Below are 24,872 nucleotides of genomic sequence, written 5' to 3'. Positions count from 1 at the left end.
ACAAGGAACGATGAAACAATTCACGTATGCGATATTGATCTTTTCCCTGATGGGATGCAACGAGTCATTTTTAGACCTGCATTCGAAGACAGAGCTCTCTTCCGGGAATTTCTGGAAAACAACAAAGGATGTTCAGATTGCTGTTAATGGTATTTACGACGTGTTGCAATCCAGAACATTGTATGGCGGAAGCTGGAACAGTACGGTAAGTTTGGTTCATTACGATAGCTTCGGCGATAACAGCTGGAACCGGATTCGGTTCGAGGGGCCGGGTTTCTTTATCAGAGGTACGCTGGATCCGTCAGAAGCACTTTTCCGGCTGCTTTGGCAGGAAAGCTACAAGGGAATCGCGCGGTGCAACGAAGCCGTGGCAAACATCCAGAAGATGCTGTCGGATAACTTGGTCGATGCCTCGGCAATCAACGAATACCTGGGGCAAGCGTATTTTTTACGGGCGCTTTTTTATTTTAACCTTGCGGTTTATTACGAGGATGTTCCGCTTATTTTAGGTGTCCAGTCATTGGACAATGCATATGTGGAAAAGAACAGCCAACGTGAAGTACTTGACCAGGTAATTGCTGATCTGGAATCAGCTATAGCGCTTTTGCCTCTTACGTATCCGGAAAGTCTATATGGATATGCCACCAAAGGGGCGGCAAACGGCTTACTCGCGCGGGTACTCCTCTTCGATAAGCAATTCGGGCGGGCAGCTGAGGCAGCACTGGAGGTGATTAACTCAAACAACTATGACCTGGACTTTCCCTATGAAAATGAGTTCACCTATGACGGAGAGTTCGCAAAGGATATTATTTTCTCTGTGAGATTTGAAGAAGCCGCAGGATTTAATACGGGAGAGGTATTTTCTGTGACGAACATGAGTACTCCGAAATGGACGCATCAAGCGCTTAGCAACCTGGTGAACGACTATTATTGTGCGGATGGGCTGTCAATTGCCGAGTCACCGCTGTACGACGCGGCCAATCCTAAAATGAATAGGGATCCACGGCTTTTGTCATCTGTATATTTCCGCGGCGACGTTTTTATCGAAGACAGGAACATCATTTTTACCGCCAACGATACCGGTTATGGAATCAAGAAATATGTTCGGTCAAAGACAACGGCAAAGGGAGCTGCCGTTGCTGACCCCGGAGGGCAGGATTACTACCTTATCCGTTATGCGGATGTTCTGCTCATGCGGGCTGAAGCGTTGATTGAGGATAATCAGCTTACAGACGAAGTCTATGCGTTAATTAATGCGGTCAGGAACCGGGTTGATATGCCTGCCATCGAGGATGTCGAAGGCACAGGCCTATCCCAAGACCAGTTGCGGAAGATACTGCGGCACGAAAGGCGTGTGGAACTGGCTTTCGAAGGGCATCGTTTTTTCGATCTGAAGCGTTGGGGTACTGTTGAGGAAGCCTATGAAACGCTAAAGGCCGATCCAGTCGGATTTCCGGATCAGTCGCTGGTTAACTATCAAGGGAGAAAATCCGAGGTGTTTCCTGTTCCATTGACAGAGTTGGACGCTAATCCGAATCTGGAACAACACGATGTCTGGAAGTAGGTTAGGAAATCTTTTTAACTATGTATATTTTACGATGTATAGGTTGCGTCGCTTTTAGCGTTGCGCAGGCAATCATGGTGTTCGGTCAGGGGAACCCTACCGGCCTAAAGCCGAATATCATCCTTATTATCGGCGATGATATCAGCTACGATGATATTGGTTGTTATGGTAATTCGAAAGTGAAAACGCCTCATATAGATAGCCTATCCTCCCAAGGCATTCGCTTTGATAATATGTACGTCACTTCGAGTTCCTGCAGCCCGAGCCGGACCAGCTTATTGACGGGTCGATACCCGCACAATACGGGGGCGGCTGAGCTGCATGAGCCATTGCCGGCGCACCTGACGTTTTTTCCCGAGCTTTTGCAGCAAGCGGGTTATTATACGGCGCTTGCTGGCAAGTGGCATGAAGGACCCGAAACAGCCAGGGCGTATGACCGGATGGAAGTTGGCCGGAAGAACGGCGAGGGTGGTGAGGAGCGATGGATGGACGTGTTGGATACGGCATATGCGAGCGGGAGGCCCTTTTTCCTCTGGCTGGCCTCGGTCGATGCGCATCGGCCCTGGTCCGCCGACAGCCAATTTAATGTGCTGCATGACCCGGAGCGAGAGGTAGAGATTCCGCCTACGCTGTTGGGCGACGGCGAGACGCGGAAAGACCTCGCGTCGTACTACAACGAGATCGGCCGGCTGGATAGCTATGTAGGAAAGATTGTCCATAGTCTTCGGAAAAAAAAGATATTGGATCATACCGTCATCATTTTCATGGCGGACAACGGGCGGCCGTTTCCAGGCAGCAAGACCCGGTTGCAAGACCGGGGGCTGAAGGTTCCTTTTATCGTGTATTGGCCCCAGCGTATCGGGCAGACTGCGGTGACGGAAGCGCTGTGCAGCGGAGTGGATGTCGGGCCGACGATACTGGATATGGCCAGCGTGATGCCTTCACCGGATATGCAGGGAAAGAGCTTTCTTTCTGTATTGAAAAATCCATCATTATCCTTCCGCAACCATGTGTTTTCAGAACACAACTGGCATGATTTCGAGGCTTACGAACGGGCGGTTCGGACAAAAGACTATCTATACGTTTACAACGGTCGGCCACAATTTGATAATGGAGGGTCTATGGATGTACGGGAGAGCCCATCGTACGGAGTGTTGGAGAAACAACTGAGTAGTGGAAAGCTAAGTGAACTGCAGCGTGAACCGTTTACAAAGCCAAGACCGCAGGAGGAGTTCTATGTGATGTCATCCGACAGCCTGCAGATACGAAATGAGATTAACAATGCATCCTATAAACGGCAAATCCGGCAATTGAGACGTGTCTTGCGACGGTGGCAGCGCGAGACGGGCGACACGGAGCCAAAGGTACTTACACATCCGGTTGCCAAACCAGGCGGTGGGTTCAGTAAAGTGAAGGGCGAGATGCCGGGGGCATCCCGCGATGCAACCCACAATAACAACAAAGGACCGTTTTAGCTGCCGAGTTTCCATCACATTTACGGCCCCAAAATCTTATGTTACAAAAAATCATTATATCAACGTTTGGAATGCTTTTGTCATCCCATATTTTAGCGAATAACGTCCTTCCCAACCCCGATAAACCCAATATCATCGTGATACTCGCCGATGACTTGGGATACGGAGATCTTGGCTGTTATGGCGGAACCAGCATCCAAACACCGAATATCAACCGACTAGCAGCAGAAGGCATCAAGTTGACCGATTTCCATAGCAACGGTGCCGTCTGTACACCGACACGTGCGGCCTTGCTAACTGGCCGTTATCAGCAACGTGCGGGGATCGAAGGGGTGATTTTGGTACGCGGTGAATCAAGCAGGGGAGGGTTAGATACGTCCAATACCACCCTTGCAGAACTATTGCAGCAGGAGGGGTACGCCACTGGGTTGATCGGGAAATGGCATTTAGGTTATCAACCATTTTATCATCCCAACCTCCAAGGGTTCGATGAATTCAGGGGGTACCTCAGCGGGAACGTGGATTATCATTCCCACTATGATGCGGCGTTGCGGTATGATTGGTGGCATAACAGCGATGCTATAAATGAAGATGGGTATTCGACGGACTTGATCGCTAATCACGCGGTAAACTTTATCACCCAGCACAAAGACCGCCCCTTTTTCCTGATGGTCGCTGAGGAAGCCCCTCATTTTCCTATCCAGGGTAGAAAGGACCCCGCACAGCGTCTTCCCGGGAAAAAGTTTAACCCCTTGGGTTCGGTGGAAGACCCGGAAGCCACTTATCGGGAAATGATCGAAGTGATGGACGAAGGCATCGGTCGTATCCTACAAACTCTTGAAGACAGTCAGTTAGAAAATAACACCTTGGTGATTTTTATGTCGGATAACGGAAGTGAAAAGCCTTATGGAAGCAACGGTTCCCTGAAGGGGCAAAAGGGAAGCCTTGCAGAAGGGGGGCACCGGGTACCGGGAATTGCGTATTGGAAGGGAAAAATCGCACCTCGTGAATCCGATGAAACGATCCTCAGCATGGATATTTTACCTACCGTACTCACTATCTGTGGCATTCAAGCTCCGCACAGCCTCCATTTTGATGGAGTGGATGTCAGTGGGACCCTGCTGAATGGACGTCAAGTGAAAAATCGCTCCTTGTTTTGGCGTACAGCCAATGAGAAAGCAGTACGCTCGGGGGATTTTAAACTTATTGTAAGTCCCAATGACACGTCTTTGTATAACCTGCGTGCTGACCTACGAGAGATAGATAATATTGCTGTTCGGCATCCAGGAAAAGTGCAACGGATGCTTAAAGAACTGGACACATGGGAACGATCGGTCGGACCTCGTTCGGCTATGTCATTATAACATATACTAACTATACAAACATTCAGAAACATGACATTTCACGTAAAAGGTCGGTGGGCCATGCTATCTGTGTATCTGTTTTTTTTCTTATTAAAGGTGACATCTTCTTCCGCCCAGGCGGACCGCTTACCGAAGGAAGACTTAATCAAGCAAACCCGTGATTACATCCTGGAGAACTGGGAAGGGACCGTGATGCGCACGCCAACGTCGACCGCCGAGGTTATCCAACTTCCGTATCCATACAGTATACCCACGGTACAGGGGGAAACGGCTTTCAGGGCGATGTTCTATTGGGATACCTACTTCACCAACCTGGGATTGCTGCGTGATGGCCACATGGATCAGGCAAAAAATAATGTCGAAAACATCCTCTACCTGGTAACCCAATATGGTTACATGCCAAACGGCAGCAGCAAGGGGTTGCTGAACCGTTCGCAGCCTCCGTACCTGAGTATGATGGTCTCCGATATTTTTGATTATGAGCATGACACGGTCTGGCTGCGTAAAGCCGTTCCGGTATTGGAGCAAGAGTACCGGTTCTGGATGACGCAACGGTTGGCGCCCAACGGCCTGAACCGCTATGCTTCTTCCGCTACTGACTCAGAGAAAATAGGAATGGCCAAGCTTTGGGCATCCCGTTCGGGAGATAAACGGGTGCTGGAAGGAAAGAGCGATGAAGAGCTTATCCGCATGGGCGGACATGTGCTGGCAGAAGCCGAATCGGGCTGGGACTTCAACCCGCGGTTCGGTAACCGATGCGGAGATTTCAATCCGATTGACCTGAACAGTAACCTGTATACGTATGAAATGAACTTCTCCCGGTTTTACCGGTTGCTCGGGGAAGCCGCTGAGGCAGTCCGGTGGGAGCAAAGGGCCGAAGCGCGCAGGGTACTGATGAACCGGTACCTGCTGGATCCGGAATCGGGCTTGTTCACGGACTATGACTTCGTAAACCACCGGCAATCCGGCATAATCTCCGCAGCCCAGTTTTCCGTGCTGTACAATGGCCTGGCGGACGAGCAACAGGCGGCATCCATCGTCTCGGCACTCGGCCTGCTGGAAACCCCGCATGGGATAAAGACCTGCGCGGAAGGCCCCCGCGATTATACCTATCAATGGGACAACCCCAATGGGTGGCCGCCACTACATTACCTTGCAGTGAAGGGGCTGTCCGACTACGGTTACCGGCGTGAGGCAGAACGTATCGGCAGAAAATACCTGCATACGGTTTCGGGGAATTTCGGACGAACAAACCACTTATGGGAGAAGTACAACATGGACGATGGTTCAGTAAATACCGTCAATGAGTATGAAATGCCGAAATTCCTGGGCTGGACGGCAGGCGTATTTGTAGCAATCTCCGACCTGCTTGCCTCCCTGCCCGATCACTATGCGGGTATGCGCGAACCGTGGCTGGAGAAAGCACGGGCAAATACCCCAAAACTAATCCGCACGAAGCGATACCCGGTCAGATTGGTTGATATTTCCCTTTCAACGGAAGCTTTCCAGGGGTATGCCGCTACCAACCCCCGGCCGATCCATGCATTTTACCTTTTACCCTTCTCCAAGGGAAAGGCAGCTGTACTCGATTTCGGAGAACATCTAACCGGAACCTTTCACTTTTCGTTACGTGCGCTGAATCGGGCGGCCGATGCGCCCGTAAAGTTACGGTTTACGTTCGGGGAAGTACCATCAGAGGTGGCCGTACCGTTCGATCCGTATCCCGGCACCTTATCAAAGGGCTGGCTGCAGGATGAGGAGGTGACGGTAATGACCATGTCGGATACGGTTAGCGTGGAAAGACGGATGGCTTTCCGCTATGTGAAGGTCGAAGTAATCGGAATGCCGAACTATGCGTTTGCCTTCAATGCGGCTTACTGCGAGGCAGCCACTTCAGCATCGGATAAACCGGAAGCCTTGGCTGCCGGCACCGATCCGCTGATCGCACGCATTGACAGCATCGGGCTGCTCACGCTGAGGGAGTGCATGCAGACGGTTTTTGAGGACGGCCCGAAAAGGGACCGACGGCTCTGGACGGGTGACCTTTACCTACAGGCCATGGCCAATAACCGGTCCTATCGGCAGCAGGATCTGACCCGGAGGTGCCTTTATCTGCTGGCGGGAGTCAGCGATACGTCGGGGTATCTGTATCCGACATTATTTGAGCGGCCGGAGCCGCATGCCCAGAAGGGACGGTTCCTGCTGGAATACGCGTTATTGTATAACGCGGCGCTGAAGGATTACCTGGATGCAACGGGCGACACCGCGACGGTCATGGATCTGTGGCCGGTGGCCAGGAAACAGGTACAGATCGTGCGGAATCTGGTAATGAGCGACGGACTGGTTGACTACGCCCGGGCAATGAAAGCGTATTGGGTGTTCTTCGACTGGAATGACAAACTTCACAGGGAAGCTGCGCTGCAGGGATTCTTGGTGTTCGCATTAAAGGAATCGTATGCACTGGCCTCGAAGCTGGGCGTCGAGGGCGAATTATCCGACCTGCCTGCGTTGTCCGATCGGATGGTGCGGGCTGCACTTGATAAGATGTACGACCGGCAGAATCGTCTGTTTGCGGGAGCGCTTGATCCGCAGATTTCCTATGCATCCCAGATCTGGATGGTCCTGGGAGGTATGGTAACGGGCGAGGAGGCAAAAGAGGTCTTGCTTGCCTTGGAAGAGCGGACGGATGCGGTGAAACCCAATTCGCCGTATCTGTATCATTACTATATACAGGCACTGATCAATTCCGGGCTTCATAAGGAAGCAAAAGATAAACTGACGTCGTATTGGGGAAGCATGGTAAAAAAAGGTGCCGATACATTCTGGGAAGTGTTCGACGAAGGGAACGATTACCTGAGCCCCTATGGTTTTTATCCGATGAACAGCTATTGCCATGCGTGGAGCTGCACACCGGTCTATTTTATCCGGAAGTACCCGGAGATCTTTCAGGAATGAACCAGTATCAGATTTAAATTTTAAACATAAAAGAACCAGAATTATGAAAAACAGATTAAATGCGATGGCAGCAGTGCTGTTGATCTTTACACTAACAACATCGTGCACCAACGAAATCATTGTTGAACCGGATGGGGGAGAAGGTGGAATTTATGGAGAAGTGCAGGCGAGCTACAACATCGTAGATTTTGGTGCCGATAGCACGGGAGTAGGCGATAGTTCACCGGCATTTGATTCGATTCTTGCCGCAGCGGTCGGTAAAAAGCAGATTGAAGTTTACATACCGTCAGGTAGATACCGGATATCAAAGCGTGTCTCTATTGATAGCACGCTGTTTTTTGGTTACAATTTTCACCGGGGACTAGTGATTAGAGGGGCTGGGCAGGATGTTACCGAGCTGGTATGTGATAATGATGACGGGGGACTTTACTTTAAAGGGAAAACCAATTTATTATCGGTTACGATACGGGATATGTCAATCGTTGCGAACAGGGAAGGTGAAGGTACTGCTATCGAGTTTAATAACGCAAACCCGGGCGATCATCACAGCAGGATGCTACAGTTAAAGAATGTCCTAATTAGGGGCGAAAAGCACTCCTCTGGTTATTTTCAAAACGGGGTTATGTGCTATAATGCATGGTACCCATCTTTCGAGCGCGTCGAGATAACGTCACGGTACGGAGCAAATACAGCGGGTATTTCGATGGGACACGGTATTTATTTGGAAGATTGTTACAGTCCTTTGGTCACGAATTGTTATATATGGGGGAAAGTCGAATACGGCATCACCTACAAAGCGATTCTGAAAAATCCAGAAGACGGGATTATTGATAAATCTTACATCGTGGGGGTAGATCATGGTGTATATATTGACTTGAAAGATTTCCCCCAATGGGGTGAGCCGGCATTCCGGATAACCAACAGTCACATCAATTACAGGAAAAACGGCGTTTTCCTGAAAGGAATTAGGCAGGTGAATATCAGCCATAATCTGTTTTATTGTGGTGGTAACAAAGCTGGCAGCGTTTATTTGGGAAACACGGATCCGGTAACTGATTTTGAGTCAAGAGATATCAATTGTGACTATGCCACGGATGTCATCATAGCAAACAATCACTTTACGGAACCCGCATCGCCGAGGCGAATAGCAATAGACATTTCGGAACGTTCCGGCTATGTTTCCATTTCCAATAATCAATTCAATTTCGATGCATTATGTATACGGAATACCTCCACATCGCCGAGTTATGCAAATGCAAATATATTCGGAGGGAAACCGGATTTCCGGGCTGGAAACCAGACTGTATATGCAGATTCAACAAGTACGTTGGAAATAATTGACTATTGAATTCGACTCGTTACATCTGGTGTTAAGGTATTTAGCATAAGCAAAGGATAGACTATCAGGTGCAAGCTCTCCAATATTAATAACCAGTTGCGCAAGAGTCGAGGAAGTGTTTGTAGAACTTAACTTACCGGGCAACCCACATCGTTCGTTCGTGAGTCTGGTATCGAACGATTACCTTGGGTTTACACAGCATCATCTGGTGAAGAAAGCGGCAATTTTGGGTATTGAAAAATATGGTTCCGGAGCAGGAGCATCTCCGCCTATTGGTGGTCATTACCTGTTCCATCGGGAGATTGAGGACAGCATTGCGCGGCGTTCTTTAAACGGGCCAGTGCCATTGTGTATTCAACAGGATATACGGCTAACAGCGCTACGCTACAAGCGATGCTGAAAAAAGAGGATTTGGCCATTTTAGATATGGCTGTCCATGCAAGCGTATACGAAGGGTGCCTGACCACCAATGTAAAATCTTTTCCGCATAATAACTTGGATGCATTGGAGCGGATTGAACGGGAACCGCCTGTACCTTGTGAGCATCAAGCTATCCCAAAAACCAATATTATAAACCCAGTAGGTACGTCTCGCGCTAAATGCTGATGAAAGAGAGGATGCCATCGCACGCTCGAAATGGCATAAGAGATAAGCGGGGTAGGGGGATTAAAAAACGAAAGGTTTCCAAACGGGGAGAATGGAAACCTTTACTAACCAATTATAAACCTAAATTATGATGATGCAAAGATAGTGTAATTTTTACACTAATAAAATTATTCATGGAATTTTTTTGGCTCACCGTAGACGTCACGGTGAAAAACATCCCGCAGTTCTTTATTCCGGGCTTTCCGGAGCTTGCGCTCCTCCCGGCGTTGCTTTTTAAGGGCATCCATGCGTTTTAACCATAGCGCACGCTGCGCCATGGCCCCATACCTGTAGCGGTTATCGTCCCTTGCGGCTGCCTTGTGATCGGCCTCTTTTTGGCTCGTGTCAAAAAAAGGGACATGCTTACCATCCGGGGTCACCAGCACATTCCCGCTGATCACCGAATGGGTGCCGTTCGGATTGACAATCACATCGCCCGTGCGCACGGAATGGGTACCATCGGAATTCACAATGATATTTCCCATGGCAACGGAATGCGTCCCATCCGGGTTGACGATTACCTGCGCCTGTGCACTGGCACTGCATGCCAATAGTGTAATCAGGGACGTGAAAAATTTGTTCATGGACATGGCCGTATCCTCCTTTCTGTGTGAAGATAAACAACTTTGAGGGAAATTGGTGTAATCCTTCATCCTATCTAGCATCAATTTTACAAAAGGCAGGAATTTATGCTCCTTTGCCTTACCTTTGGTAAAAGCACGCGATGGAAAAAGCAACAACACCCGAAGAACTCTCTCGATTGTTCACCTGCCCGGCTATTGCTATGTCGACCCCGAGGGGTATACCGATCCGGACGATTTCAGTTTTTGGCTGGAAATATGTCTGGCGTTCAATGATCAGGCAGAGCCGTCGAAGAAAAAATCAAAAGAATCCCATTGACAGCACTTATAATCCGGCAATGGCTAGAATATACCGCTTAGCCCGCTCCCAACAACTATCCTGCGATATCCATACCGCTTAGGCATTCTTTTCCATTCCTGCCAATCTCGCCAGGATCACCCCGCCGGACATGAAATTCACGGTAGGGAGCGACAACGCTAATCAGCCGGTGCACCAAGGCATGGTCGTGGATTTCCGCGTTACGCCGCTGTTCGGCATACTCATTAGATGGCAGTCGAGGATTACGCAGGTGGATGCCCCGCGGAGTTTTACCGACATACAGACGAAAGGCCCCTACAAGCAGGCGATTATTAACAACGCCGACTGCAAGATCCTGCTGGACCAGTCCAAATACGAAAACCGGTTCGATCAGCTGCAGGACATGCTCGGGCTGAACGACAGGCAGAAGGCGCTCATCCTCTCGATGAACCGTGCCAATGATCCGAAAAGGATATACAAGGAAGTATACATCTACCCACCCGGCAAGGTCTACCGCACCGAAGTATCGTTGGAGGAGTACCTCACCTACACCACTGAGGAAAGCGAAAAAGTGAAAGTCCAGCAATACACCGCCAAATACGGCAGCATTAAAAAAGGCATCCAAGCCCTCGCCGACGACATGCGCTCCGGCACCGCACCGCCGTAAGGCCAAGTCTTACGATATCGGTCGCAGTGAGCGGCACAAAAGTTCTTTGAAATTTCGGGTAAACAGAACGGAGGACTCAACGGTCATAAGTTTCCTCAAGGGCCTTTAACAGCCGTTCAGGAATGCGGAAGTTCGTGGCACGGATGCGGTCGAAGTAGGAATGGAGACTGTCGATGATGCCCCGTTTCCGGGCGAGGGTAAGGACGCCAACGGTCCCGGTATAATCCAATTGTAGCTGGTCGGCAAGTTTCCGCCCGCGCAGGTCATCGAGGATCAGCAGGGGGGAAGGGATCTCGGACGCCAGGGCGATGGCGCTTGCCTCGCCGATATCCACTTTTTCCGTGTAGTCATACAGCAGGTCGCGGTTTCCCACGGCGCGCACTTCCACCCAAGCGGGGAGGCGTTTGCCGTATTCGGCAGCGATTTCCGGCGTAGTGATGACGAAAGAATACAAGGATTCGAGGATAGTCAGGCCATCGATTTTATCCAGCAGGATAAAGCAGCTGGCGTCGGTGATGACCGTACTAACGGTTGGAGATTCGCTCGACATCAGCTACCACGTCCTCATAGGTGTACTGGATGTAGTCCACACCATAATCACTAAGGATTTCAGCGAAATCCCATTTTTTCATACCCGCCATCTGCGCGGCCTGCCCCAATGTCAGTTTGCCCGATTCATACAGCTTCGCTGCAAGGAAACGGACAGTATCATCCCTGTTTTTTTGCAGGGATTCCGGTACCTCAAGTGTCAGCGTAGTCATGATGTAAAGATACGAAATTTTGGTAATACAATGTAATACGACAAAAATGAAAACAAGATTGCTATCTATCGCACAGGTACTTCAATAGTTCTAACCGGCTCTCAAACCGCCCCGCGATATTGGCGGTAAGCTTACGAAATCTTTCGTTTCAGATGCGCCATTAGGTTCCAAAAATACCTCTTCATAATTATGTCTTTTTGGTACATTGGTAAATACGAATTAAGGAGGGGAAATTCCAAATCCCGATGAAGTTATAATCCGGTTATTACCAGGTTTTTTTGTTGATTTTGCCCTTTGCATTTTACTATCAAAACTCCGACAGCACAGGATGGCTATACAAAATTAAGTTTTTACATTTGGCGGTAAACAATTGTTCCATAATCCACATGATAGCCGGAGCAAAGAGCCAGTTAAGGGACTATATAATCCAGTCATAATTGATTGCGGGTATGTTGAAACAGGTAGCAACTATGCGATTACGCAGCGAATATCAACGATGAAAACGATAGTTCAGAGGAACGAGAAAGCGCTGTTGCTCCGGTTGAGACAAGGTGATCACCGGGCATTCAATAGTTTATATGACCGGTACAAATCCCAACTGACCCGCAACCTGATTTCCTTGCTTAAGGACGATGTCCTGGCGGAAGACACCCTGCAGGAACTATTCTTCCGGCTGTGGGACAGACGGGAAACAATTGATCCTGAACAACCTATTGCGGGGTACCTTTTCCGGATATCGGCTAATTTGGTACACGATCATTTCCGGAAGTTGGCGAGGGATCAGAAATCGGTCAGGGCATTTTGGGAAACGACGCTACTCCAGCAGGAAAATCCCGACACGGTTCGTCAGCAAGAGATGGACGAAACACTGTATAAGGTGCTTGACCAACTATCTCCCCAGCGTAAACGGGTATTCCTATTATGTAAATTCGAGCAAAAGACCTATCAACAGGTAGCAGACTTACTGCACATTTCCGTTTCGGCTGTCCGCGATCACATCATCAAGGCCAATAAATACCTGAAGAGCCAATATGATCGACCGGAATCCCGTGTATTGCTGGTTGTTTTTATAGCTGAACAGCTTGCCAGGGGCCTTTTTTAATCTATTTTTATTTTTTTGACTTCGGGAACTAGCCGATTTTGTACTTCGAGCGTATTTAAACAAAAATAACGCGAAGTGGAAGATAATTACCGGATACGTCTACTGTTTGATAAATATCTGCGGCATACGGTCACAGAAGACGAGTATGTGGAGTTGATGGACTATTTCGGTATTGATGGACGATCCGACGGCGCCTTTCAGCTCTTACTCAAGGCCATGGAGCGGCAGGATGGAGGCGATTATATCAGCCAACAGCGGGTGGATCGCGTTGCCGAAGCCGCCCACCAACGTGTGATGGACCGCATCAATCGGCAAAGGCGATTGCAAAGGTGGCCTTTCTTAACGCGCAAATTATGGTTTGCCGCTGCGGCGGCTGTTATTGTTATGGTTAGTCTGGGAGTGTGGTTCATGTTAGATTTAGATGATAAACAGGACACGATAAATACGCAACTGGCTGCGGCTAAAATCAAACCCGGCGGCAATCGTGCCATGCTTACCTTTGCAGACGGCCGGACGATAAATCTAAATAAGACACAGGCTGGGATTATCGTTGGAGATGGACTTACGTATCTTGACGGAAGTGACGTAGTTGAAAATGCAGCATGGAAGATGGAGCGTGAAAAGCTCAATTCGATAACAACGCCGAAAGGGGGCAGTTATCAAATTACCCTGTCCGATGGCACCAAAGTTTGGCTAAATGCGGCTTCTACCTTGAAATATCCCGGCAAATTTTCAGAAACCCAACGGGTTGTGGAGTTTTCGGGTGAAGCCTACTTTTCTGTCACCAGCGATCCGAGGCGACCGTTTAAGGTTATCAGCAACGGACAGGAGATTGAAGTGTTGGGCACAGAATTTAACCTGAACGCCTATAAAAATGAGGCCGCGACCCAAACAACGTTAATCGAGGGCAGTGTACAGATTGTAAATCTTAAATCAGGGTCTGTTGACCGCCTCGTGCCCGGAGAGCAGAGCACCGTTCTCGCAGCTACCACAAAAATTCGCGAGGTAGATACCAGCCTTTATGTCGCCTGGAAATCGGAAATGTTTCACTTCAAGCAGACACCATTTGCCGATATGATGCGCCAAATTGAACGGTGGTACGACATTGAAGTCGTCTATAAAAACTCGGTTCCATCGAAAACATTCAGTGGCCGGATGAGGCGAAATGTCAGCCTTTTGACGGTTTTGAATTTATTGGATGCGTCACAGATCGGCTTTAAAATTGAGGGAAATAAGCTAATTATCGAGTAGTTAACCGATTTTGTAAACCTATAAATTTAGAGAGATGAAAGAATGATATACTAAAATCTAAAATGGGGAAGTGGTAGCAACACTTCCCCCGTTTAGATATTGCCAATACGACATAGAACCAAATTGTAAAACCGGATTCCAATATCCAAACTGTACAAACGTAATGATAAATTATGTAATCCCGTTATCGGAGGGGAGGGAACTGTCCGATAAATTAACCCAACTATTCCGAATTATGAAAATCACCATGTTGTTGCTTGTCATCGGGTTGATACATGTGAGTGCCACATCGCGTTCGCAAACCGTTACACTCCGTACGAATAAGCAATCTATTGTACGGGTATTCGAAGAAATCGGACGGCAAACGGGTTATCAGGTAATTTATGCCGATGAGCTTATTAAAGTTGCGAAACCCATTACCATTGCCGCAGACCGAATGCCATTGAATATCTTTTTAGATCGGCTGCTGGAGCCCGAATCGCTGGCATACGATATCCGGGAACAGACTATATTCATCAAAAAGATCCCCTTGCAAAATAGCCGGTCCGATAAATCAGGCAAGCCGAATCGCGTACCGAAGGCGATACAGCAGCAATTAGACATCGGCGGACGGGTAACCGATTCGTTGGGGAACCCTTTGGAAGGGGTGTCTGTCGTTGTTAAGGGAGTAAATCGAGGCACCGCGACGGGGGCAAATGGCCGGTTTCGCATTCGGGTTTTGCCTGGGCGCGTACTGGTTTTTAAGATGATAGGGTACCAGGAGCATCAAACAGCAGTGGTTAGCAGTGAGTCCAATTTGCAGATTGTGTTGAAACCGTTGGTGTCGGATCTGGACGAGGTGGTGGTCATTGGGTATGGGGAGGTGCGAAAGTCGGATATCACCGGTGCGATATCCAGCGTTGAAATCGGGGACGAAGCGAAGCAACGGCCGGCCGTCGCCGTTTCGGATCTGTTGGTTGGTAAAGCGGCAGGTGTGCAGATCATGAACAATTCGGGGATCCCCGGTTCGGAAATTACCTTCAACATCCGTGGCGTGAGCTCGTTTTCGGACCACCAGCCGCTGATTGTTATTGACGGGGTGCCGGTGGAGGCAGGATCGTGGGGCCCCAGTGTCGATGAAGGGGGAATTCAGGGAGGAGCTTTGCGTCCCATGGTAACCAATAACGGATTGGCGAGTTTGAATCCGAACGATATCGAGTCGATTGAAATTCTGAAGGATGCGTCTGCAACAGCTATTTACGGTTCCCGGGCATCCAATGGGGTGGTGTTGATCACAACAAAAGCCGGGGTAGCCGGACAAGACCGGATCGAATATAATTTTAATGTTTCTACGACCGGATTGGCAAAAAAATACGACATGTTGAATTCGGAGGACTACATGAATTTTTATAACGAGGCCAGCACGAATGCAGGGGTTGCCATTCCTTTTCCCCAGGATTCATTGTATGATCAACGGGTGTTGGAAAACCGCGACTGGCAGGACCTGGTCTATCAGCAAGCCCTCGCGATGGACCATCAGGTGTCATTGACCGGAGGCGATGAACGGTCTACCTATCGGATCATTGGTAATTATAACAATAGCGAGGGGCTTATTGAGACTTCTAAGTTTCGACGCTATGGCGCCCGGGTCAACTACGATCGGAATTTTTCGAAGAAACTGAAGTTCGCCGTGCGCTCGTTCTATTCAGCGTCCACGAGCAATGCGATACCGCACTCCATTGTCGGGGCGGGCAATGCAGCTAATATCTCTATTGTGTCTTCGGCATTGGGTTTTCCACCCTACCAAAACGTAGATTGGGATACCGGGGTACCGGAAGAAGACCAAAACCATCCGCTTACCTTGCTCTATGACCGTTTTGATACGTATAAAAAGCGGACGTTGCTGGGCAATGCGAACCTGACTTATACGATTCTAAAAGGGCTTTCGATGAAACTAAATGCCTCCTACAACAAGGATGACATCAATCGGGATTTATATAGCGGACGCAACACGGTTTTGGGACGGATAGGCCCCAACGGCTATGCAACGGTGTTTAGCGTGGATAACAGCAACTACCTCGTGGAGTATACGTTAAATTTTAATCGGCAGTTCGGTAAACACCGGATCAATGCGTTTGCTGGTTATACCTGGCAGGAATGGGCAAACCGGAGTACCACCATTTCTGCCAGTGATTTTCCAAGCGACGCAACCCAGCATTATAATTTTGAGTTGGCCAATGTGATCCGCAAGCCCGTGCTCCGGTTTGCCAATTATGCGCTGGCATCGTACATTGGCCGGGCCGTGTATTCGTTTGATGATCGCTATGTTGTTACCGCTACAGGCCGCTATGATGGCTCAACACGACTGGCTGCGCAGAACCGATGGGCGTTCTTTCCTTCCCTCGGCGTTTCGTGGAATGCCGGTTCAGAACGTTTTATGGAAGAACAGCAGCTGTTTTCTGATTTGAAATTGCGGGCCAGCTGGGGACTCTCCGGCAATCAGGTCATCCCTCCGGGGAGTAGCCAAGCGATTTTCGGCGTGAAACAGGCTGTCTTTGGCAACCAGATCCCGGTTGGTTATATTCCCACGCGCTTCGAAAACAATACCCTGCACTGGGAAACGGCCAGCGGATGGAATTGGGGACTGGATATGGCTTTTTGGAAGAATCGGTTGCATGCAACGGTGGACTATTACATCAAGGATACCCGCGATCAGCTGGGGAATTATCCCCTGTCAATAACGACAGGCTTTTCAGGCTACGCAACCAACCTTGGCAGAATCAGGAATCAAGGGGTGGAAGTTGAGGTAGGAGCAGATCTGCTCACCAACGTATTCAAGTGGAATGTATCCGGAAATATTTCCTTCAACCGGAATAAAGTGCTTGATCTGGGCGATTTGGCCGAAATTACCCAAACCCGCACCTTTAGTAACATATCGTTTCCCATCTGGGCATCGCGCGTGGGGCAACCCATGTATATGCTACAGGGATTCCTGATCGATGGCGTATACCAGACTCAGGAGGAAGCAAATAACGGACCGGTTGACGGTGTGGAACCGAATGCGCCGGGTTCCTTCCGTTTTGTTGATGTGAATGGAGACCAGGTAATTGACGACGGCGACGTGGTGGATCTGGGGAGTCCGTTTCCGGACTATACGTTCGGGGTGACCAACAATTTATCATACAAGTCCTTTGGAATGAGCATGCTGATTACGGGAACGATGGGACAGGAGATAGCGAACCTGGTCCGGTACCGCATGGATGGGTTACGGGCGCTGGGCAACTGGAACATGTCTCAGGAGGCGTATGACAACCGCTGGACGGGGCCCGGTTCAAGCAACCGATATGCGGCGCCGTCCGTTCGGGGCAATCCGTTCGGTGGTAGGATGACCAACTATATCGTCGAAGATGGGTCGTTCATCCGGCTGCGGAGCCTAACGTTTACCTATGAGTTCCCGCTGGAACGCATGGGGATCCGGAAGATCCAACAGTTAAAATTATTTGCTACCGGGACGAACTTAATTACCATTACCGATTATAAGGGTTATGATCCGGAAGTCAGTACCTCCGGGTCAACCGCTCCCGGAGTGGATTCATACACCGCGCCACCGGGTAGGACGTTTACCGGAGGTGTTACGATTATGTTTTGATAGGAAGATTGGAAAAACCGTAAAGATTATGAGAAGAAATTTTTGTAAAAAACTGCTGACCAAACTGCTCGCCTTTGTTGCCGTATTGTGGTTTGGAGGATGTCAGCTTGACGAGGAGCTACTGGGTGTCCCAGGCCCCGAGGTAGTCCAGAATGAAGACGATCTGGACGTGCAGCTAAGAGGTATCTACGCACAGTTGAATCCCTATCCCTTCAAATTGGGGATTTATATGATGCTCAATACCGACGATTGCCATTTCATTAATGCGGCGGCATCGCAGACCGTTGTACAGGCCAATCGGCTGTTTGACGCCAATTGGTTACGCAATCAGTTATTGTGGCAGGGATTGTATCAGCTGATTGCCGCATCCAATGGCTATATCGAAACGGCCGAAGGTCTTCGTGGCGTTGTGGATGAAGATTTTATCCGCCGCAGTGTGGGCGAAGCCCGTTTTCTACGGGCATTTAGTTATTTTTATGCAGTACGGATTTACGGCGGCGTACCGATACGGACCAAGGCCTTTACGCTGGATGACGATCAAAATTTACCGCGGGCTTCCGTCGATTCGGTTTATCGGCTCATCTTTGACGATTTTACAGCGGCGAGCGAGGTATTGCTGCCGAAAGATCAGGTAGATCGCGGGCGTGCTACCCGGGGAGCGGCACAAGGCATGCTGGCACTGGCTTATTTGACGTATGCCAACTACCTGGATCGGGAAGGAACAGGTGATAAGCTGGCTTACTATCAGCTGGCAAAGGACTATGCGGATAGGGTCATTCAGTCAAACGAGTACGCGTTGGTGGAGGATTATGCAGATCTGTGGGACGTTAGCCTGGAAGAAAGTAATTACAATACCGAAGTGATCTACGGCATCCAATATACGCGCGATCCAACGAACAATGCGGAGAACTCACTTGGATCGCGGTTCGCAAGAGATTATTCACCGCCCAATAACTCCGGTTTTACGGGTAGCGCCGTGGGGTGGTACGCCGTGCAACCCTATTTTTACGATCAATATACGACAGGCGAATATGAAGGCGATTACCGGGTTGAGGTATCGTTTGCAACCTCCTGGACGAATCAGACGAACGGTAGGCAATTCGTTAGTTACCCCAATCCCGTGCCAGCAGGTGCCGGTGCAAGTAGCCAGCCTTTTCTTGCAAAGTACAAGGACATCGGCGCACAGCAATACAATAACGAAAACGACAGTTATGTATTGAGGCTTTCCGAGATCTATCTGATTTATGCCGAAGCGGAGAATGAATTGAATGGGCCTACCACAGCCGCTTATGACGCTTTCAACCAGTTGCGCATCCGGGCGCGGAAAGCAAATGGTACGCCTTCGCTGGCGCCAACCGATCTGACTCAGGGACTTACGCAAGCGGAATTCCGCATGGCCGTCTTGAAAGAACGCGGTCTGGAATTTATCGGTGAAGATTGTAAACGCCATTTCGACTTGGTGCGGATGAAGGCGCCTGACGGCAGACCCATGTACCTGTACATCGTGGATGAAGTACTGCCCCAAATTCCTGATGGCCGTCCCGTATGGAACAACCAGGCGAAGGAATGGCGGGGTGGCCGTAAGGACAATGGCTTGTTCGAGAATTTTACGGAGCGGATGTTGACATTGCCCATACCGATGGCGGAACTGAACGCGAACCCGAATTTTGGATCACAAAACACAGGCTGGTAACATGTTATTGCTGACGAAGAATCGGGTGTTTGTTTTATGGTGGCTTATTCTTTGCAGCGGTCTTGCACAAGCGCAGGAAACGAACAACGGAAAATGGATATGGTATCCCGGGGATTTTGCGATTTGGTTGCATACGCAAACCTCGGGACTTAGGCAGGAGCGCGGGCAACCTTATCCTCCATTCTGGCGCGTTGACGCTCCTTACGGGCTGGTGCGGTTCCAAAAGGTATACGATATCAAGTCGCCTACCGCTATCAAAGTGTTTGCGGAAGGAAACTTCCAAATCCGTGTGGATCAACAGATCATTTCCGATTTTGATCCCATGAATATCCGGCTGCCTGCCGGTAAACATCAGCTCCGTATCCTGGTGGAAAACCACGGGGCATTACCGGCGCTACTGGTACGGGGCGACCGGGTGTTTACTGATGAAACCTGGCAGGTGACCAACCAAAACCAACGGTTTGAAAAGGCGGAGGCTGGACAGTTTGCCGATCCGGAATCACCTCCCTCGCATTTCAGTCTCCACTACACCCCGATGGACTATCGGGTGCTGGAACAGGATGATCGGCGGCTTCTCCTCGATTTCGAGAAGGAAACTTACGGGAAGGTTATTTTGGAGCGGCTGCAAGGGCGTGGCAACCTTCACGTGTACTATGGCGAAACCAAGCAGGAAGCATTAGCCGAAAAGCTGGCTGAAACGTATGACCGGGTGGCCGTAAGGGAGGGCGCCCCTCAGACCGATACATTGGCTGCCCGCGCATTTCGTTATGTATATATCGTAGCGGATCGCGATGTTCCCCTGCCAAGTGTGAAGGCACTTTATGAATTCCTTCCGGTGGAAAATAGGGGTGGTTTTTCATGCTCCGACACGTTGTTAAACCGGATTTATGACGTTTCGTTATACACGCTCCACCTCAATACCCGCGCATTTCTGATCGACGGGATCAAGCGGGATCACTGGATATGGTCTGGAGACGCCTACCAGAGCTACTTAATGAACTTTTACACGTTCTTTGACGAAGCGGTAAATAAACGGACCATCTACGCGCTCCGGGGACACGATCCGGTGGAGACCCATATCAATACGATTCTGGATTATTCGTTTTATTGGCTGATTGGCATATATGATCATTATCTATATACCGGCGATACGAGTTTTGTCAAACAGGTGTACCCCCGGATGAAAACGTTGTTGCAGTTTTGCCTGGAGCGGAGGAATACGGAAGGCTTTGTGGAAGGGCTGCGTGGCGACTGGGTGTTTATCGACTGGGCTGAAATGGATAAAAAAGGTGCCATCAGCTTTGAACAGCTGCTGCTGGCCAAGAGCCTGGAGGCTACCGCCTATTGTGCCGGGCTGGCTGGCGACGAGGAGGCCGCAGCGGCCTACCGCGAAACTGCGGTTTCGCTGAAGAAAAAAATCGAAGCCGTATTTTGGGACGAACGAAAGCATGCTTTCGTCCACACCAGGGAAAACGGACGCTTATCGACCGATGTGACGCGGTATGCCAACCTGTTTGCGGTGCTGTTTGATTATGTCTCGCCGGAAAAGAAACAGCAGATCAAGGAGCATGTGATCCTGAATGATTCGGTGCAGGCCATTACCACACCATACATGAAGTTTTATGAGTTGGCGGCGCTGTGCGAAATCGGGGAAAAGGCGGCGGCGGTCAACTACGTCAGAGACTATTGGGGCGGTATGTTGGAAGCCGGAGCTACCACGTTCTGGGAAACCTTTGACCCGAATGAACAAGGAAAAGAACGGTATGCCATGTATGGCAGACCGTTTGGTAAGAGTTTATGCCATGCCTGGGGCGCAAACCCGGTTTACCTATTTGGTAAATACCTGTTGGGGGTGAGGCCACTATCGCCGGGATATAAAACGTATGAAATTACGCCGTCGCTCGGTGGATTGGATTGGATCGACGGAAAGGTACCCACACCTTCCGGTTCCATTGGTGTATTTATGGATCGGCAGAACGTACGGGTAAATCCGGGAACAGGACGGGGTACGTTGAAGTTGCAAAGCCGTAAGATGCCGAAGGTAGATACAGGCAATGCGGTTGTTAAATCTTTGGGTAATAACTGGTACGCCATCCAGCTTGAGCCGTCGGTAGCGGAATATACGGTGAGGTATTGGTCAAACGAAAAATAAAATGATAGAAAAAGTAAGATGTTACGCCATTGTGGCCTTGTGGGGACTGGGATCTGTAACAGGCTTATACGCTCAGAAGCCGGTATCCGGACGGCCCAACATCATTGTGGTCGTAACTGACGACCACCGTTGGGATGCGTTAGGGGTCGCTGGGAACCCAATCGTTAAAACGCCTCATTTGGACAGTCTGGCAAACAGGGGAATAAATTTCCGGAATGCATATGTTACAACCTCCATCTGCGCGGTAAGCCGGGCAAGCATTTTGACCGGCCAGTACTTGTCCCGGCATGGCATCAACAATTTCGTCAAAAATTTCTCCCCGGAAGCATTTTCACAGACCTACCCCATGCTATTGAAGGCGGCGGGCTATACCACCGCCTTTATCGGTAAATTTGGCGTGGGTAATAGCCCGCCGGCGGAATATTTTGACTATTGGATGAGCACCGAACCGGAGGGGAACGATCGGCAGCCTCCTTATGTCACCCTGGATGCCAATGGAAAAGAAATCCACGATACGGATACCATCGGGCGTGCTATCCGGAAATTCCTGGGCCAATACGGTACCAGCGGGCCTTTCTGTTTGTCGGTGAGCTTCAAAGCCCCCCATGAACTGGATGGAGATCCGCCGACCTACGTGGTACAGGACCGGTATAAACAGGGCTACCGGGAGGAGGTCATGCCGGTGCCCCGCACCGCCTCCAATAAATATGTTGAACGCCTGCCTCCATTTCTCCGGTCTGAAGCCAATATCGGCCGTAAGCGATGGGAAGGACTACTGGGTACACCCGCATTGTTCCAGGAAAATGTCAAGAATTACTATCGGCTAATCACCGGTGTCGACGAGGTCATCGGGAGCATGGTGGCCACGCTCCGCCAATTGGGCATTGCAGACCAGACGGCCATTGTGTTTTTGGGAGACAACGGTATGCTGCTGGGCGAACATGGTCTGGAGGGCAAATGGTATGGTTATGAAGAGTCGATTCGCATACCGCTGTTGATCGATTACGCGGGATTGCCTTCCGACCTGAGGGGAAGCAAGCCAGAGGTCATGGCCCTCAATATCGACGTCGCGCCGACCATATTGGCATTGGCTGGCCTGGATCCGCCCGGTACCCTGCAGGGACACAACTTGTTGGGGGTGTTGGAAGGAGCTGTTCCGGACCGGGATGATTTTTTCTATCAGCATTATTTCATGGGATCGCCGAAAATCCCGCAGGTGGAAGGGGTGGTTTCCAGGCGCTTTAAGTACATGAACTTTATGGAGCACGGGTATGAAGAGCTCTTCGATATCAACCGTGATCCACGGGAGACAACTAACCTCATAGATCGGAGGAAATACCGGCGTGAGTTGGATGTATTGCGTGAACGGCTTGTTGAATTGAAAGAAGCGGCGAAGTGATGACGCATGGATGAATTGAAAACGATCATATTTTAAACGATGAAGAAAATAGTAAACCGGAAAGGTGCAGTTTTGTTGATGCTGCTCATTTCCGTCTTTAGTCTTAGCGCCCAGCAGGGGCAGACGTATGTGTATCGGATTGCCAAAGCAGGGGCAATCAAACCAGCGGGATGGATCAAGAACCAGATGGAAAGGGATCTGGCGCATGGATTGATCGGGCAGTTCGACCAGATTAACAATACCGTGGCGTATAACCTGTTTGTTGCCCAGAACCGATTTGCCGGGCGGCGTTATGACAACCGCATGGACTGGTGGAGCGGCGAGCACGAAGGGTACTGGAAAGATGCGATTGTCCGGATGGCCTACCTGACCGGGAACCAGCGGTACATCGACAGCGCCAAGCGGTGGGTCGACGATATCGTAACGCACGTAGATGCAACAGGTTACATCGGCATCTACGCCTCCGGAAATGAACCCAATACGCGTTATAACTTCACCGGAGCGAACGGGGAGCTTTGGACACAGAGCCGGATGCTGATGGCACTCGCAGCCTACTATGAATTTACCGGCGAGGAACGCGTATTGGAAGGTGTGGAGAAAGCCGTGCAGTTGACAATGGATGCATACCGGGAAAAAAACCCGTTTGCCTATGGCCGTGATGGAGGAACGGGCCACGGTGTGGGGTTTGTGGAAGTGCTGGAATGGCTGGCGCGGACGACCGGCAAGACGACGTATGCGGAGTTTGCCCAAAAGCTGTACGACGACTTGGATCGTGCGAATACGAACATCAACGATCTGGCACCCAAAAGACTTGGAAAACGGCAGTTGTATTTCGGTGATCACGGCGCCCATGTTGCCGAGGGATTCTTTATTCCGTTTTGGATGGACAGATTGTATCAAAGCCCGGAATACAAACGTTATGCGCAGAACGCCATGTTCAAACTGAATTATTCGACTACACCAAGCGGAGCACTGCGCGCCGATGAAAATGTCAGCAAACGCAAAGGGACGGCCAATGAGGCGTATGAATACTGCGGCATTACGGAAATGATCAGCCCCTTTAACCGGATCATCAGCTTTACGGGAGACCTCCGGCATGCGGACCGCACCGAACGCGCGGTGTTCAACGCAGCCCAAGGGGCGAGGTTTGCAGATATGAGTGGAGTGAGTTACCTTACCACGGATAACCGCCTGACGATCGATCCGGAAAAATACCTCAATAGATATGCCTATGATTGCAACCACCAAGCTGCGGCCTGCTGTGCGCTCAATTCTGGCCGATTAATGCCTTACTACGTGGAAGGCATGTGGATGGATAAGTCCGACGAATCGGGAATTGCCGCTGTACTGTTCGGCCCGTCCTCGTATACGACCAACCTGAAAGGGGTAGCTGTTACGGTAGATGAACGGACGTCCTATCCGTTCAGTGATGAAATTGATTTTGTTTTTACGGTAAGTGAACCTGCATCGTTTACCTTTACGTTCCGAAAACCCTTTGGCGTTCAACACGTGGATATCGGTGGTATTTCCGACGCGAAGATGGATTCGACGGGTAGTACGGTTTCGTTGACCAGGGTATGGAAAACGGGCGATCGCGTCCGTGTCGGATTTGATTTTGAAATTGAAGAATATGCAGACGTGGATTCGACAGGTGGTGAGCAGTACGTTATTCAGCGTGGCCCACTGGTATTTGCGCTCGCGTTTCCGTATGCGCGGCGCCCACTGAGAGCATACAATACGAGCGGTTTTTACAAGTGGGACGTGGTTTGTACGGACTCCACCGGCTGGGATTACCAGTTGCCGGAAAAACCGGTGTATGAGTTGGTCGCTAATGACCGCTTGATCCAAGGTAAATTCCCTTTCGACGATCCTGTGGTCAGCATACAGACGAGATTGCGAAATATCGAAGGAAAGGATATCAAGGTTTCCTTGGTGCCCATGGGTAACACGGTGCTACGCCGGGTGTCTTTCCCGAAAGCGAGATGACGATTGGATGTC

General features: G+C 49.9%; 17 protein-coding genes. 14 read left to right on the top strand and 3 right to left on the bottom strand.

The window, feature by feature from the left end; all coding sequences use genetic code 11:
* Positions 1-10 precede the first annotated feature (10 nt).
* The 6 genes from ACEVG1_RS11770 (at position 11) to ACEVG1_RS11745 (ending at position 9,303) form a co-directional block, all read left to right on the top strand.
* Entirely contained in the window at positions 11-1,564 is a 1,554-nt protein-coding gene (locus tag ACEVG1_RS11770; RefSeq protein ID WP_374743877.1) for a RagB/SusD family nutrient uptake outer membrane protein, read from the top strand.
* 74 nt (positions 1,565-1,638) lie between these two features.
* Complete coding sequence (locus ACEVG1_RS11765; RefSeq protein WP_374743876.1) at positions 1,639-3,039, top strand: sulfatase; 1,401 nt, start codon at positions 1,639-1,641, stop codon at positions 3,037-3,039.
* A 71-nt stretch (positions 3,040-3,110) separates the two neighbouring features.
* Positions 3,111-4,403, top strand: coding sequence for a sulfatase-like hydrolase/transferase (locus ACEVG1_RS11760; RefSeq protein ID WP_374743875.1), 1,293 nt, complete (start codon positions 3,111-3,113; stop codon positions 4,401-4,403).
* Between the two features lie 30 nt (positions 4,404-4,433).
* Positions 4,434-7,358 (top strand): trehalase family glycosidase, encoded by a 2,925-nt coding sequence (locus tag ACEVG1_RS11755; protein ID WP_374743874.1) that lies wholly within the window; start codon positions 4,434-4,436, stop codon positions 7,356-7,358.
* A gap of 64 nt (positions 7,359-7,422) precedes the next feature.
* A complete protein-coding gene (locus ACEVG1_RS11750) occupies positions 7,423-8,706 on the top strand; it encodes a glycosyl hydrolase family 28-related protein (protein ID WP_374743873.1) in 1,284 nt (427 codons plus the stop codon).
* Positions 8,707-9,045: 339 nt separating this feature from the next.
* On the top strand, positions 9,046-9,303 hold the full coding sequence (locus tag ACEVG1_RS11745; protein ID WP_374743872.1) for a hypothetical protein: 258 nt from the start codon (positions 9,046-9,048) through the stop codon (positions 9,301-9,303).
* 167 nt (positions 9,304-9,470) lie between these two features.
* On the opposite strand, the gene ACEVG1_RS11740 is transcribed toward ACEVG1_RS11745, so the two are convergent.
* Positions 9,471-9,926 (bottom strand): hypothetical protein, encoded by a 456-nt coding sequence (locus tag ACEVG1_RS11740; RefSeq protein ID WP_374743871.1) that lies wholly within the window; start codon positions 9,924-9,926, stop codon positions 9,471-9,473.
* 446 nt (positions 9,927-10,372) lie between these two features.
* Between ACEVG1_RS11740 and ACEVG1_RS11735 the strand changes: the two genes are divergently transcribed.
* A complete protein-coding gene (locus tag ACEVG1_RS11735; RefSeq protein ID WP_374743870.1) occupies positions 10,373-10,888 on the top strand; it encodes a hypothetical protein in 516 nt (171 codons plus the stop codon).
* A 76-nt stretch (positions 10,889-10,964) separates the two neighbouring features.
* Here ACEVG1_RS11735 and ACEVG1_RS11730 read toward each other — a convergent pair whose 3' ends face one another.
* Both ACEVG1_RS11730 and ACEVG1_RS11725 read right to left on the bottom strand, forming a co-directional pair.
* The gene (locus tag ACEVG1_RS11730) at positions 10,965-11,438 is read right to left on the bottom strand and encodes a DUF3368 domain-containing protein (protein ID WP_374743869.1); all 474 of its coding nucleotides are present in this window, start codon (positions 11,436-11,438) and stop codon (positions 10,965-10,967) included.
* A complete protein-coding gene (locus ACEVG1_RS11725) occupies positions 11,413-11,649 on the bottom strand; it encodes a UPF0175 family protein (protein WP_374743868.1) in 237 nt (78 codons plus the stop codon). The genes ACEVG1_RS11730 and ACEVG1_RS11725 overlap by 26 nt, the downstream gene beginning before the upstream one ends.
* Positions 11,650-12,145: 496 nt before the next feature.
* Between ACEVG1_RS11725 and ACEVG1_RS11720 the strand changes: the two genes are divergently transcribed.
* From ACEVG1_RS11720 to ACEVG1_RS11690, 7 genes are all read left to right on the top strand, one after another.
* A complete protein-coding gene (locus ACEVG1_RS11720) occupies positions 12,146-12,751 on the top strand; it encodes an RNA polymerase sigma factor (protein WP_374743867.1) in 606 nt (201 codons plus the stop codon).
* Positions 12,752-12,826: 75 nt separating this feature from the next.
* The gene (locus ACEVG1_RS11715; RefSeq protein ID WP_374743866.1) at positions 12,827-14,002 is read left to right on the top strand and encodes a FecR family protein; all 1,176 of its coding nucleotides are present in this window, start codon (positions 12,827-12,829) and stop codon (positions 14,000-14,002) included.
* A 235-nt stretch (positions 14,003-14,237) separates the two neighbouring features.
* Positions 14,238-17,630, top strand: coding sequence for a TonB-dependent receptor (locus tag ACEVG1_RS11710; protein WP_374743865.1), 3,393 nt, complete (start codon positions 14,238-14,240; stop codon positions 17,628-17,630).
* 28 nt (positions 17,631-17,658) lie between these two features.
* Complete coding sequence (locus ACEVG1_RS11705) at positions 17,659-19,323, top strand: RagB/SusD family nutrient uptake outer membrane protein (RefSeq protein WP_374743864.1); 1,665 nt, start codon at positions 17,659-17,661, stop codon at positions 19,321-19,323.
* A gap of 1 nt (position 19,324) precedes the next feature.
* Positions 19,325-21,475: an alpha-L-rhamnosidase C-terminal domain-containing protein gene (locus tag ACEVG1_RS11700; protein ID WP_374743863.1), complete on the top strand. Its 2,151-nt coding sequence runs from the start codon at positions 19,325-19,327 to the stop codon at positions 21,473-21,475.
* 1 nt (position 21,476) lies between these two features.
* Positions 21,477-22,874 (top strand): sulfatase, encoded by a 1,398-nt coding sequence (locus ACEVG1_RS11695; protein ID WP_374743862.1) that lies wholly within the window; start codon positions 21,477-21,479, stop codon positions 22,872-22,874.
* 39 nt (positions 22,875-22,913) lie between these two features.
* Complete coding sequence (locus ACEVG1_RS11690; protein WP_374743861.1) at positions 22,914-24,860, top strand: beta-L-arabinofuranosidase domain-containing protein; 1,947 nt, start codon at positions 22,914-22,916, stop codon at positions 24,858-24,860.
* Positions 24,861-24,872: the final 12 nt, after the last annotated feature.

Origin of the sequence: Parapedobacter sp. 2B3 (assembly GCF_041925275.1) — a bacterium.
In the GTDB taxonomy this organism is placed as follows: domain Bacteria; phylum Bacteroidota; class Bacteroidia; order Sphingobacteriales; family Sphingobacteriaceae; genus Parapedobacter; species Parapedobacter pyrenivorans_A.
The sequence above is the reverse complement of the archived record's forward strand: the minus strand, read 5'-3'. Positions and strand labels throughout refer to the sequence as shown.

What these genes read in the sequence shown, in the direction of transcription:
- ACEVG1_RS11770 (WP_374743877.1), top strand. Translation starts at nt 11, where the DNA reads ATGAAACAATTCACGTATGCGATATTGATCTTTTCCCTGATGGGATGC.
- ACEVG1_RS11765 (WP_374743876.1), top strand. Translation starts at nt 1,639, where the DNA reads ATGGTGTTCGGTCAGGGGAACCCTACCGGCCTAAAGCCGAATATCATC.
- ACEVG1_RS11760 (WP_374743875.1), top strand. Translation starts at nt 3,111, where the DNA reads ATGCTTTTGTCATCCCATATTTTAGCGAATAACGTCCTTCCCAACCCC.
- ACEVG1_RS11755 (WP_374743874.1), top strand. Translation starts at nt 4,434, where the DNA reads ATGACATTTCACGTAAAAGGTCGGTGGGCCATGCTATCTGTGTATCTG.
- ACEVG1_RS11750 (WP_374743873.1), top strand. Translation starts at nt 7,423, where the DNA reads ATGGCAGCAGTGCTGTTGATCTTTACACTAACAACATCGTGCACCAAC.
- ACEVG1_RS11740 (WP_374743871.1), bottom strand. Translation starts at nt 9,926, where the DNA reads ATGAACAAATTTTTCACGTCCCTGATTACACTATTGGCATGCAGTGCC.
- ACEVG1_RS11735 (WP_374743870.1), top strand. Translation starts at nt 10,373, where the DNA reads ATGAAATTCACGGTAGGGAGCGACAACGCTAATCAGCCGGTGCACCAA.
- ACEVG1_RS11730 (WP_374743869.1), bottom strand. Translation starts at nt 11,438, where the DNA reads ATGTCGAGCGAATCTCCAACCGTTAGTACGGTCATCACCGACGCCAGC.
- ACEVG1_RS11725 (WP_374743868.1), bottom strand. Translation starts at nt 11,649, where the DNA reads ATGACTACGCTGACACTTGAGGTACCGGAATCCCTGCAAAAAAACAGG.
- ACEVG1_RS11720 (WP_374743867.1), top strand. Translation starts at nt 12,146, where the DNA reads ATGAAAACGATAGTTCAGAGGAACGAGAAAGCGCTGTTGCTCCGGTTG.
- ACEVG1_RS11710 (WP_374743865.1), top strand. Translation starts at nt 14,238, where the DNA reads ATGAAAATCACCATGTTGTTGCTTGTCATCGGGTTGATACATGTGAGT.
- ACEVG1_RS11705 (WP_374743864.1), top strand. Translation starts at nt 17,659, where the DNA reads ATGAGAAGAAATTTTTGTAAAAAACTGCTGACCAAACTGCTCGCCTTT.
- ACEVG1_RS11700 (WP_374743863.1), top strand. Translation starts at nt 19,325, where the DNA reads ATGTTATTGCTGACGAAGAATCGGGTGTTTGTTTTATGGTGGCTTATT.
- ACEVG1_RS11695 (WP_374743862.1), top strand. Translation starts at nt 21,477, where the DNA reads ATGATAGAAAAAGTAAGATGTTACGCCATTGTGGCCTTGTGGGGACTG.
- ACEVG1_RS11690 (WP_374743861.1), top strand. Translation starts at nt 22,914, where the DNA reads ATGAAGAAAATAGTAAACCGGAAAGGTGCAGTTTTGTTGATGCTGCTC.